At 54.2% G+C, this 12,144-nt stretch carries 11 protein-coding genes; 9 read left to right on the forward strand and 2 right to left on the reverse strand.

From position 1 onward, the window contains the following. Nucleotides 1-57 precede the first annotated feature (57 nt). Nucleotides 58-732 carry a RadC family protein gene (radC, locus tag AC52W5_RS14265; RefSeq protein ID WP_495671483.1) on the reverse strand — a complete coding sequence of 225 codons (675 nt, stop codon included), beginning with the start codon at nucleotides 730-732 and terminating at the stop codon, nucleotides 58-60. Nucleotides 733-870: 138 nt separating this feature from the next. Between radC and coaBC the strand changes: the two genes are divergently transcribed. From coaBC to AC52W5_RS14280, 3 genes are read left to right on the forward strand one after another with little or no spacing between them, the layout of a single operon-like run. Further along, the gene (gene coaBC / locus AC52W5_RS14270) at nucleotides 871-2,121 is read left to right on the forward strand and encodes a bifunctional phosphopantothenoylcysteine decarboxylase/phosphopantothenate--cysteine ligase CoaBC (RefSeq protein ID WP_495671484.1); all 1,251 of its coding nucleotides are present in this window, start codon (nucleotides 871-873) and stop codon (nucleotides 2,119-2,121) included. Beyond that, nucleotides 2,093-2,542: a dUTP diphosphatase gene (dut, locus tag AC52W5_RS14275; RefSeq protein ID WP_133669006.1), complete on the forward strand. Its 450-nt coding sequence runs from the start codon at nucleotides 2,093-2,095 to the stop codon at nucleotides 2,540-2,542. Before coaBC ends, dut begins: the two co-directional genes overlap by 29 nt. Further along, a complete protein-coding gene (locus tag AC52W5_RS14280; RefSeq protein ID WP_495671485.1) occupies nucleotides 2,542-2,973 on the forward strand; it encodes a DUF192 domain-containing protein in 432 nt (143 codons plus the stop codon). The genes dut and AC52W5_RS14280 overlap by 1 nt, the downstream gene beginning before the upstream one ends. Nucleotides 2,974-3,172: 199 nt before the next feature. Here the strand turns inward: AC52W5_RS14280 and ffh are convergent, their stop codons facing one another. Further along, nucleotides 3,173-4,522, reverse strand: coding sequence for a signal recognition particle protein (gene ffh / locus AC52W5_RS14285; protein WP_495671486.1), 1,350 nt, complete (start codon nucleotides 4,520-4,522; stop codon nucleotides 3,173-3,175). Nucleotides 4,523-4,587: 65 nt separating this feature from the next. Between ffh and AC52W5_RS14290 the strand changes: the two genes are divergently transcribed. The 6 genes from AC52W5_RS14290 to AC52W5_RS14315 all read left to right on the forward strand — a co-directional run bounded on the left by AC52W5_RS14290 (nucleotide 4,588) and on the right by AC52W5_RS14315 (nucleotide 11,998). Beyond that, nucleotides 4,588-5,418 (forward strand): cytochrome C assembly family protein, encoded by an 831-nt coding sequence (locus tag AC52W5_RS14290; RefSeq protein WP_074974669.1) that lies wholly within the window; start codon nucleotides 4,588-4,590, stop codon nucleotides 5,416-5,418. Nucleotides 5,419-5,549: 131 nt separating this feature from the next. Next, a complete protein-coding gene (locus AC52W5_RS14295) occupies nucleotides 5,550-6,848 on the forward strand; it encodes an HlyC/CorC family transporter (RefSeq protein WP_495671493.1) in 1,299 nt (432 codons plus the stop codon). Between the two features lie 9 nt (nucleotides 6,849-6,857). Next, nucleotides 6,858-7,769, forward strand: a complete 912-nt coding sequence (locus tag AC52W5_RS14300; protein WP_495671487.1) for a prepilin peptidase — start codon at nucleotides 6,858-6,860, stop codon at nucleotides 7,767-7,769. Between the two features lie 6 nt (nucleotides 7,770-7,775). Next, nucleotides 7,776-8,378, forward strand: coding sequence for a dephospho-CoA kinase (gene coaE / locus AC52W5_RS14305; protein WP_495671488.1), 603 nt, complete (start codon nucleotides 7,776-7,778; stop codon nucleotides 8,376-8,378). A 125-nt stretch (nucleotides 8,379-8,503) separates the two neighbouring features. Then, the gene (gene zapD / locus AC52W5_RS14310) at nucleotides 8,504-9,259 is read left to right on the forward strand and encodes a cell division protein ZapD (protein WP_495671489.1); all 756 of its coding nucleotides are present in this window, start codon (nucleotides 8,504-8,506) and stop codon (nucleotides 9,257-9,259) included. A gap of 411 nt (nucleotides 9,260-9,670) precedes the next feature. Then, the gene (locus AC52W5_RS14315; protein WP_495671490.1) at nucleotides 9,671-11,998 is read left to right on the forward strand and encodes a tetratricopeptide repeat protein; all 2,328 of its coding nucleotides are present in this window, start codon (nucleotides 9,671-9,673) and stop codon (nucleotides 11,996-11,998) included. Nucleotides 11,999-12,144 lie beyond the last annotated feature (146 nt).

Consider the following 12,144-nt stretch of genomic DNA (forward strand, 5'->3'; position numbering starts at 1 on the left):
TCCTGTCCGAAAGCGGAAAAACGAATATTATATCCCGGTTTTCGGGATTTCCTCAAATCAAATCAATCCTCGTTCGGCAAACGACATGGTCGCGCCCCTTCCAACAATAAAATGATCCAGTACTCTCACACCGACGAGCAGAAGCGCCTGCTTCAGGGATTGCGTGAGAACCTCATCTGCGTGGCTCGGCTCAGCTGCACCTGAAGGGTGATTATGTGCAAAGATTACACCCGCGGCATTATGATGGAGTGCCCGTTTTACCACTTCACGCGGGTAAACGCTGGTCTGTGTAAGGGTGCCTCGGAACAGTTCTTCGGTTGCAATGACCCTGTTCCGCGCATCGAGAAAAATGCTCACGAAGACCTCGTGCTCCTTCCCTTCGAGGCTGAGGCGCAAATAGGCTCCCACAGACCCCGGCGAATTCATCGCATCGCTGCTTTTCAGTTCTTCTTCCAGTGTGCGGCGCGCCATTTCCAGCACTGCCTGCAACTGCGCAAACTTCGCGGGACCCATTCCCGGCATCTGGCAGAACGCGCTTTGGTCTGCGGCAAAGAGCCCGCTCAAACCCTTGAAACGTTTGAGCAGTTCTCTTGCCAGATCCACAGCGCTCTTGCCTGCGATGCCCGTACGCAGAAATATCGCCAGCAGTTCCGCATCGGAAAGGTATGCGGGCCCGTTCTTCAGGAGTTTTTCCCGCGGACGTTCGGCTTCGGGCCAGTCTGAAATCGGCATAATAAATGTAGCAATGCAACGAGGAATTGTTCAGAGGTTAAACGTCAGTTTGTGAAAAAACTGTAGTTGAAGAACATATCGCTCTGTAAAGCGGTGCGAGTTTTGGGAGTATTGAGTTAGACTCCTCTTTTTTGGGGAGTGATTCGGTTGGAGACGACTGGCAGGGCGCCTGAGGCAAGGCGCGTGCTTTTGGGACTTACGGGGGGAGTTGCGGCATACAAGGCGGCAGAACTGGCGCGCCTCTTGATAAGCGGTGGCGTGGAGGTGCAGGCAGTCATGACGGCATCAGCCTGTCGTTTCGTCGGCACCGCAACGCTACAGGCCCTGACAGGTAGACCCGTATTTACTGAGCTGTGGGATGCCAGTGTAGCCAACAACATGGCTCATATTGATCTTTCACGCAACGTCGATGCAATTGTCATTGCACCCGCCAGTGCCGACTTTATTGCCAAGGTTGCTCACGGCCTTGCGGATGATCTGCTCTCCACATTATGCCTTGCGCGCGTCTGCCCCTTGTTGATTGCTCCCGCAATGAATCGGCAGATGTGGGAAAACCCGGCGACCCAGCGCAATCTCGACACGCTGCGCAGGGACGGCGTGACAGTGCTGGGTCCTGCAAGCGGAGTGCAGGCGTGTGGCGAAACCGGTATGGGACGCATGCTCGAAGCGCATGAGCTCGCGGAAACGGTGCACGTTTTTTTTCAGCCCAAACCGCTGGAGGCCAAGCGCGTACTCATCACTGCCGGACCTACGTTTGAAGCGATTGATGCAGTTCGGGGCATAACCAATTCGAGTTCCGGCAAAATGGGTTACGCAGTGGCGCGTGCCGCAGCCGAGGCGGGAGCGGAAGTCATTCTCATATCCGGTCCGGTTTGCCTGGAAGCGCCACCTGCTGCCCGGCTCGTCAGAGTGACAAGCGCGCAGGACATGCTGGTGGCCGTAAAAAACGAAACCCCACATGCCGATTTTTTTATAAGCGTCGCTGCCGTGGCCGACTATCGTCCCAAAAGCGCCAGCGAACACAAAACGAAAAAAAACGACAGGAATATCATGCTGGAGCTTGTTCCCAATCCTGATATTCTTGAATACGTGGCAAATCTGCCCGATCCGCCGTTTTGCATAGGTTTTGCTGCAGAGACTCAAAATCTGGAAGAGAATGCCGAAGCCAAGCGCCGCCGAAAAAAGCTTCCACTTCTTGCTGCCAATCTCGCCCGGGAGGCGATAGGCGCGGAGGAAGTTGCGTTGACACTCTTCGATGATTCCGGCAAACACCCCTTGCCAAAATCGTCGAAAATAGAACAGGCGCGACGCCTCATCGCTCACGCAGTATCGCTTTATGAAAAAGACAGAATTTTCGTTCATGCAAAAAATAGACATCAAGATTCTTGATCCGCGCCTGAAAAACCAGTTGCCCGCCTATGCAACCTCCGGCTCCGCCGGCCTCGACTTGCGCGCCTGCATCGAGCATGTCATGACCATTCAACCTGGAGAAGCCCACCTGATCCCCACCGGAATCGCAATCCATCTGTCTGATCCCGGGCTCGCCGCACTGGTGCTCCCTCGCTCCGGCCTCGGTCACAAGCATGGCATTGTGATGGGAAATCTCGTCGGGTTGATCGATTCGGATTACCAGGGACAGATATTCGTATCGTGCTGGAACCGGGGACAAGCGCCTTTCCTGTTGAACCCGATGGAGCGCATTGCGCAACTCGTAGTGGTACCCGTCGTGCAGGTTGGTTTCAACGTAGTGAATGACTTCGAGCAAAGCGAGCGGGGAGCGAACGGATTTGGCAGTACCGGGAAGCACTGATGCGCATCTTCGCCTTTATTCTCGCTTTCCTTTTATCGGCGCCAGGCAGGGCGGAAATGCCGGTGCGCCAGCTCAGGATATCCCACCACACTTTTTCGGTTGAAGTGGCGCATACGGAATCTACCCGAGTCCAGGGATTGATGTTTCGACAATCCCTGGGTGAAAACGACGGAATGCTGTTCGTGTTTTCTCACCCTGAACGCTACAGCATGTGGATGATGAACACGGACATTCCCTTGAGTGTTGCTTTCCTGGATGAAAAGGGAGTGATTCTTAACATTGCCGACATGATGCCTCGCACGGCCACGGCGCATAGCTCAGCTGGGGCGGCAAAATATGCGCTCGAGATGAATCTCGGCTGGTTTACCGCAAGAAACATCAAGCCGGGCCGGCGAATCGAAGGTCTCGAAAAAGTGCCGCCAGCGGAATGATCTATTGATCCAGCCAGAAAATACTATGAATCCCGTCACTCCGGGCCTGACCCGGAATCCAGCCCAAACCAATAATGGCGGGCTTTGAACAGAACTGGATACCGGCTTCCGCCGGTATGACGTTTGTACTGTCTGCTCGCCGACTCAATAAGGCGAGGCCAGTATCTCTCGCAGCCTTCGCGCTTGTTCAGTGGTTCCTTTAGCGCATTCCGGGCAGCATTCCCTTCATGCTTCGCAGCATTTTTGTCATGCCCCCCTTATTCATCATTTTCATCATTTTTTGCGCCTGCTCGAACTGTGCCAGCAGTCGATTCACCTCCTGCACCGTGACACCTGCGCCAGCAGCAATGCGACGCTTGCGCGAGGCCTTGAGGATTTCCGGCTTGAGACGTTCCTGGGGAGTCATGGAATTGATGATGCCCTCAGTGCGGCCAATCACCTTATCATCGACTTTCACATTCTGGGCAGCTTGGCTCAATTGAGCTGGCAATTTGTCCATCAGCGCGCCCATGCCCCCCATGTTTCTCATTTGTTCAAACTGCATCTTGAAATCGTTCAGGTCGAAGCTCTTGCCCGATTTCATCTTTTTGGCGAGTTTCTCGGCCTCCTGCTGATCCACGCCGCGCTGAGCTTCCTCGATCAGTCCCAGTACATCGCCCATTCCCAGGATGCGTGAGGCCATGCGGTCAGGATGGAAGGGCTCCAATCCGGTCAGCTTTTCAGCGACACCCGCGAATTTGATTGGTTTCCCCGTTACGTGAAGCACGGAAAGCGCCGCTCCGCCTCGCGCATCTCCATCCAGCTTTGTCAGTATTACGCCCGTCAGGGGCAGTGCTTCGGAAAATGCCTTGGCGGTGTTGACAGCATCCTGTCCTTGCATAGCATCCACCACGAACAAGGTTTCGATGGGCTTCAGCAATGTTTCCAGTTCGCGAATTTCTGTCATCATCGCTTCGTCGATGGCAAGGCGTCCTGCCGTATCCACGATCATCACATCATGGAAGTGCCTGCGCGCGAAGTTGAGCGCAGCAGTGGCGATCTCTTTTGGCTGCTGTCCCGCTTGAACCGGAAAGAACTCCGCGCCCGTTTGTCGCGCCAGCAGTTCCAGTTGTTGAATGGCGGCGGGCCGATAGGTATCGCAGGAGACAAGCAACACTTTTTTCTTTTTTTGTTCCATCAGCCACTTCGCCAGCTTTCCGCTGCTCGTGGTTTTTCCGGCGCCTTGCAATCCCGCCATGAGAATCACTGCGGGCGGGACAGTGGCAAGGTTGACATCTGCCTTCTGGCCTCCCATGAGGGCGATCAGTTCCTGGTGGACTACGCCCACCAATGCCTGTCCTGGGGTAAGACTGCCGATTACTTCCTGACCGACTGCTTTTTCCTTTACTCGGGCAATAAATTCCTTGACCACCGGCAGGGCGACGTCAGCTTCCAGCAGCGCCATGCGCACTTCCCGCAACGCTTCCTGTATATTGGTTTCGGTCAGCCGTGCTTCACCCCGCAAAGTCTTGATGACACCCGAAAGCCGATTGGTAAGATTATCAAACATGCAAAATGCCTCTCCGGAAAAATTGGTGTAGACTAAATGAGAGTTTCATTTAATCTGCAATATCAATGTCCGATATTTTAGCCTATCTCGCTGCCTTCCTGCTCTATGCACTGATCGGTTGGCACTTCTGGCGCACCCGGTGGAATGTTCCTGCAAGGTCAGCGGGGCGTGAGGTTGCTATTGCGGGATGGGAACGGTATGTCATTGTCGCGCCCCTGGTATTGCACGGCTATACGTTGTATGAAGCGGTGTTTGCAGGGGTAGGATTGAATTTCGGCGTGGGCAGTGCGGTTTCTTCCATCGTATGGCTCACCGCCATGATTTACTGGCTATCCGGATTTTTTTATCGGCTGGAGGGGTTGCAAACACTGGTCGCCCCGGTTGCAGCCGTAGCGGTACTGCTGCCGCTGGCATTTCCTTCCCTGCGCCCCCTGGCGAATACCGAGTTCCCTGCTTTCAAGGCGCATATCTCGATTGCCATGCTGGCTTACAGCCTGCTGACCATTGCCGCACTGCATGCGTTGCTCATGGCAGTGGTGGAGCGGCGGTTGCATCACCACCCGACCTTGCCCTCGGTACTTACCAACATGCCGCCACTGCTGACCATGGAAAACCTGCTGTTTCGCGTCATCTGGGTGGGGTTCATACTACTCACGCTCACGCTCATCAGCGGTATCGTCTTTTCGGAAGAGGTCTTCGGGCAAGCCCTCAAATTCACGCACAAAACCCTGTTTGGTATCATTTCATGGTGCGTGTTCGCAGCGCTGCTGGTGGGCAGGCAGCTATATGGCTGGCGCGGCCGCATTGCCATTCGCTGGACACTGAGTGGATTCATCATTCTCCTGCTGGCTTATCTCGGCAGCAAGTTTGTACTGGAAGTGATCCTGCAGCGCTAGCAGCACCTGTGCCATAAAACAGTTGAGGTGGAAAAAGTGCAAGGAAATCCGGGGATGGAATCTCCAGTTATTTTGCCTTCTTTCCGCCCTGAATTTTTGTCTACTTGCAGAAAGGCTTTTTCTTGGAAGACATGCCGTGGTATGTGCTGCTGGCAGCACTGGCTGTTCTGTTGATTTTATCTGCATTTTTTTCTCTTTCCGAAACCAGCATGATGGCGATCAACCGTTACCGGTTGAAGTATCTTGCGAAAGAAGGCCATCGCGGCGCCCGGCTCACCAGCCAGTTGTTGCTGAATACAGACCGTCTTCTGGGGGTGATTCTCCTTGGCAATAACTTACTGAACGCGGCCGCTGCCACACTAGTGGCGGTGATTGTGTCCATTTTCTTCGGCCACAGCGATGCGGCTCTTTTTATTGGAACGGTAGGCGTGACCTTCGCCATTCTGGTATTCAGTGAAATTACCCCGAAAGTTGTCGCCGCTGCCTATCCCGAGCGTATCGCCCTGGCATCAAGCTATGTGTTGACGCCACTACTGAAAGTCTTCTCGCCTGTGGTATGGTTCATCAACCTGTTTGTGAAGGCGCTGCTTATCCTCCTGCGCCTGAAACCGCAGAACGAGGATCTGACCCAGAAAATCAGCCTTGAGGAACTCAAGACACTCGTGCTGGAAGCAGGCCACTTCATCCGGCAAAAACACCAGAGCATGCTGCTCAACCTGTTCGAACTCGAGAACGTCACGGTTGACGACATCATGGTGCCACGCGGCCAGATCGAGGCAATAGACCTCGAAGACGACGATGAGAGCATCCGCGATCAACTGCTCACGTGTTATCACACACGTCTGCCGGTATACCGCGGTACGATGGATAACGTTACCGGAATAATTCATGTGCGCAAGGTGCTCAACCAGATGAGAAGCGAGGAAATCACGGCCGCTACACTCGAGAAAATCATGCGCGAGCCTTACTTCATTCCCTCTGGAACACCATTGTTCTCGCAACTGCAATTATTCCAGGAAAACCGCGAGCGCGTCGGCCTGATCGTGGACGAGTATGGGGAGTGGATGGGGCTGGTGACGCTGGAGGATATAGTCGAAGAAATCATCGGAGAATTCACCACCCATGCACCTTCGCAGGCTGGGAACTTCCTGAAACAGGAAGACGGCAGTGTAATCGTGGAAGGCAGCAGTCTGCTGCGCGACCTCAACCGCAAGCTTGGCTGGAACCTGCCTCTGGGTGGCCCCAAGACGTTGAACGGACTCATTCTCGAACATTTCCAGGACATTCCTGAAGCCGGCACCAGCGTGAAAATCGCCGGTTATCCCATGGAAATCATCCAGACGCAGGATCGCGTGGTAAAAGTCGTACGAATCTTTCCCCCATTAGTGCCGATCGAGGAGAAGGTTCCCGATTTCGACGTGGAACCGTAATTTCCGGGGATGTCTTTTATTTTCGTGCTGCAACACTCTCCGGCGTTCTTTGTCTCGTTCTGCGCTCTCATTGGTCTGATTGTCGGCAGTTTTCTGAATGTGGTTATCTACCGCTTGCCGAGAATGCTGGAGCGGGAATGGCAGCAGCAGTGCGCCGAACTGTCCGCTGGAGCAAACGGAACGGAGCAGTCACACGAACCGCATGAAACCCTGCCGCATGAAATCCTTGTTGCGGGACCGGCTTTCAATCTCATTACGCCGCCTTCCACTTGTTCCAATTGTGGGCACAGGATTACGGCGCTCGAAAATATCCCGCTCATCAGTTACATTGCGTTGAGAGGGCGCTGCTCGCAGTGCCACAGCGCCATTTCCATGCGCTACCCGATGGTGGAAGCATTAACTGCAGCTCTGAGCGGCCTTGTCGCCTGGCATTTTGGTTATGGGGTCATCGCTTTTGCGGCGCTTGCGCTTGTTTGGGCTATGATTGCGCTTGCTTTCATCGACCTGGATACTCAACTGCTGCCCAATGACATCACCATGCCTATGTTATGGGGAGGGATATTGATCAATCTGGACGGTGGTTTTGCAGATATTCATTCTGCTGTGATTGGCGCCATGCTGGGGTATCTTGCCCTGTGGTCGGTGTATTGGGGCTATAAACTCCTGACCGGCAGGGAGGGAATGGGGTATGGGGACTTCAAGTTGCTGGCTGCCATTGGCGCCTGGCTGGGATGGCAAATGCTACCCTTGGTGATTCTGTTTTCATCTATCGCGGGAAGCATGGCAGGGCTTGGCCTGATGCTGATAGCAAAGCAGGGGCGTCATGTCCCTATTCCGTTCGGGCCTTATCTGGTGTGTGGAGGAATCGTGGCACTGCTTTGGGGAAGCGAGATCAACAGCGCTTACCTGGGATTGTTTTAGCTCCCCATGTTGATAATCGGCCTGACCGGGGGCATTGGCAGCGGTAAAACCAGCGCTGCCAATATTTTTTCCGCGCTCGGCGCCGGTGTGATCGATACCGACGTGATTGCCCATGAACTCACACAGCCGGGAGGTGGAAGCATTTCTGCTATCCAGCAAGTGTTCGGGGAGAAATATATCACAGCGGAAGGAGCGCTGAATCGCAAGGAAATGCGCGACCTCGTGTTCGATGACACGGATGCGCGTCGCAAGCTGGAAGCCATTCTTCACCCGCTCATCCGAAACGAAGTGTCGCGGAGAGTAGAACTTGCTCAGGCGCCTTACCTGATGGTCGTGGTTCCACTGCTGCTGGAAACCGGGCACTACCGGGGAATAGTCCAACGCGTTCTGGTGGTGGATTGCAGCGAAGGCATGCAGATCAGCCGCGCCACTGCGCGCAGTGGACTGGATGAACAGGCAGTGCGGGCCATCATGGCGGCCCAGGTTTCGCGTGACGAACGGTTGGGGCAGGCGGATGATGTGATTGTCAACGATGCCGACCTTCCCAGCCTTGAGCGGCAGGTACGGGCTTTGCACAAGAAATATATGATGCTGGCCCAGGGAAGTTGATTTCAACGCGCCCAGCGGGTTCCCCGCAGGGGCTTCACATTTGTTGCCTACGGATTTGGCTGCTAAAATAAGAATTTGGAACAACGCCCATCTGCAGTCGCGGTTCTCTGCTCTGGGCCTCTATCGTGATCCGTTACGAACACCCTCTCAACGAACGCGTCCGCACACTCCTGCGCCTTGAGGACTTGTTTGACAAGGTGGCGTTCTTTTCTGCGCAGGAAGAACCCTATGATCACCACGCTGCACTTGTCACCCTGTTCGAGATTCTCGACGTGACAGGCCGCGCCGACATGAAGTCGGAACTGCTGCAGGAATTGGATCGGCAGAAGCAGGCGCTGGAGTTGTTGCGTAAAAGCCCGGAGAACCCGGAAGGCGAGCTGGACGAGGTGCTGGATGACATTCAGATCTCCTCCCAGGATCTGCGGACCGTTGCCGGAAAAATCGGAGAACCCATGCGCGACAACGAGTGGCTGATGGGCATCAAGCAGCGCGTCGGCATACCCGGAGGGGCATGCGAATTTGATTTGCCTTCATATCGCTACTGGCTGCATCTCGACCCCGAAGTGCGGCGAAGCGACCTCGATGAATGGATTGCCCCGCTGTTGCCAGTCGAGAAAAGTTTCCGTATCCTTTTGCGTCTGCTGCGGGACACTGGGAAAACCGAAAACCATATCGCAAACAAGGGCATGTTCCAGCAGATGGGAGGGGGGAAGACAGCGCACCTGCTATCCCTCAAGCTGGACGAGAGCCTGCCCTGCGTTCCCGAGATCAGCGCGCACAAATTTGCCCTGACCATTCGCTTCGTGGTTTCCAGCTTCAGACAGAAAACCAGGATATACGAAGAAGATGTGGAGTTCGATTTGACTTCCTGTACTCTATAGAGTCGCGGCTCGATCCATTCCGATCAAAATCGCTATAGCCGCTTTCGCCATAGCCACCACTGCTGTACACCTTCCTCAGCCGCAGTAATCACCCTGGCAGTAATCTCTCTCAGATCGCTAAGATCGCTAAGATCGCTCAGATCACCCTGATCGCTTACCCGCTATCGTGGGGTTTTTGTCTTTTGGCCCGCCACGTACTATCCTGACATTGGTATTTGCTGGAACAAGCCCAGTAGGGCAGACGCTCCTGACAACATTTCTGATAGTTGAGAGGGACGTAATTTGCTACGAATTTAGGAGACTGCACCCCACTTGATTTACTTGCTTGCATTTTTTCCGCTTGCGCTCGTCGTTCCTATAGTGTTCCCAAGGAGCACTTGAAACTCCTGATCGCTGGCGAGGGGAAGGTTAATGCCGGGCATCTTTATCAGCTATCGACGTGACGACAGTGCTGCCTCTGCCGGACGGCTGTACGATCGGCTAGCCAGGCATTTCGGTAAAGAACAGGTGTTTCGCGATCTGGATGCCATTGCGCCGGGCGCAGAGTTTTTAAAGGTCATCGAGGAGCGGATCGCACAGTGTAATGTCCTGGTTGCTATCATCGGTAAAAATTGGGTCAGCATCAGGAATACTGTGGGGCAGCGCAGGCTCGATGACCCAAAGGACGCCGTGCGGACCGAGATTCGCGAAGCGCTCAATCAAAAAAAACTCATCATCCCTACGCTGATTGGAGGAGCGGAAGTTCCAAAACCCGAGGCGCTTCCAGACGATATTGCGGCGCTGGCCGGGCGAAACGCGATCGAGATCAGTGAATCCCGCTTTGATTACGATGCAGCCCGCGTGATCGAAGCGATAGAAAAGGCAGGAGTCTCGCCCACGCTCAAAGAATCATCACCGCCAGCACATCAGTCCACATATCAAGGTGAACAGCGAGGAGGACAAGGAGCATTGGCTGCAGTAAGTAACCCGGCCAACCAGCGTACCTGGAAGTTTATTGGGGGTGGGATCGCGGTTGCGGTCGGGGGCTTATGGACGCTTTACACCCATTTTTCAGATAAGGAAGCTGCTCCAGCTACCGGCCCGACAGTTACTTCATCAGGTGGAGGGGTAGCTGCGGGACGTGACATTATTGCCGGCCGCGATATAAATATTGGTTTATCCCTGCTGGAATTCGAGGAATGGCGTCAAAAACTGAAAGAAGAAGCAACGGCGGAACTTGCCAGCGAATTTGCGAAGGAAAGGCAGGCGGACCGGGAAAGAATCACCGCGCTCGAGCTCAAGATTCAAAAAGCAAGCGCTGATCTGGAGTCTCTTGAAGAAGCTACAGCGAGATACAACGCCACCCTCGTCAGTGCAGACAAAAGCTTGCAGGAAATCGCACCGGATGTTCCAAATGAGGTGCTTAAGCAAGCACGCGATTCACTCTTGAAAGGCGAGACGGAAAAGGCTGAGCGGTTATTCCAGCAAGCCTTCGGGACTGACACAAAGCGCGCGGCGGAAGCTGCCTTCCAGTTGGGGGAACTGGCATTAGGCAGGATAGACTATCTGACGGCGCGCAAATACTATCTCGAAGCAGCGCGTCTTCAGCCGGAAAACGCCGAGTACCTCAACAAGGCGGGTAAAATCAACCACGAACTGGGGCGCTACTCTGAAGCCCTCACATTCTATCAGAAGGCCCTCGGCATTCGAGAAAAGTCGCTTGGCCCCAACCATCCAGATGTAGGCGTTAGCCTCAACAATCTTGCTGGGCTTTATCACGACTTGGGTCTATACGACAAGGCCGAGCCATTACTTAAACGCGCATTGGAACTGATGACAAAGGCCCACGGGCCCGACCATCCAGACGTGGCGATTTCGCTGAATAACCTCGCAACGCTTTACTATACAGAGGGTCAATACGCCAAGGCCGAGCCCTTGTATCAGCGATCACTCAAGATTGGGGAAAAAACCTATGGCCCTGACAACCCCCATGTCGCCATTAGACTCAACAATCTCGCGAAGGTCTATTATGCCCTTGGAGAATACGCCAAAGCCGAACCGCTATTTCGCGGGGCGCTGAAGATTTTCGAAAAAACCCTGGGCCCCGATCACCCTAACGTGGCGACCAACCTCAGCAATCTGGCCGGGTTCTACTATACTCTCGGTGAATACGCCAAGGCCGAGCCCTTGTATCTGCGCGCGCTTACGATTCGCGAAAAGACCCTGGGCCCCGACCATCCTGATATAGCGGCAAGCCTCAACAATCTGGCCACTGTTCACTATGCGCAAGGCCATTACACGATGGCCGAGCCGTTGTATCAGCGCTCATTACAGATTCTGGAAAAGTCTCTCGGCCCGGATCATCCTCATGTAGCCGCAAACCTCAACAATCTAGCGGAGCTCTACCAGGAGCAGGGGCAATACGCCAAGGCCGAGCCGCTGTATCAGCGCTCCCTGAAAATCTGGGAAAAGTCCGTCGGTCCAGATCATCCCCACGTGGCGGCTAGCCTCAACAATCTCGCCGCCCTTTACTACAACGAGGGGCAATACACCAAAGCCGAACCTTTGTACAAGCGCTCATTGAAGATATGGGAAAAAACGCTTGGCCCCGACCATCCCGATGTCGGGAATGCGCTGGATGCCTACGCTGACCTGTTGGATAAGATGGGGCGCGCTAAGGAAGCAGCATCAAAGCGCGCCCGGGGTGAGGTGATTCGGGAGAGGCATGCAAGAGTGAATGGTGGGGATGAGAAAGAGTAAAAAAGCAGTGCTTTCGTTGTCTCATATGTAGTAGTCGCGATCCCATCAGACAGTTCCCGATTTGACTGGTGCAGTTGTCAGATCAGATTCAACTGTTCAGTAAAGTGATTTTATCGTTCCACACCTCCTTTCCGTCAATTAATGTT

The sequence above is a fragment of the Nitrosospira sp. CT genome (assembly GCF_059489795.1).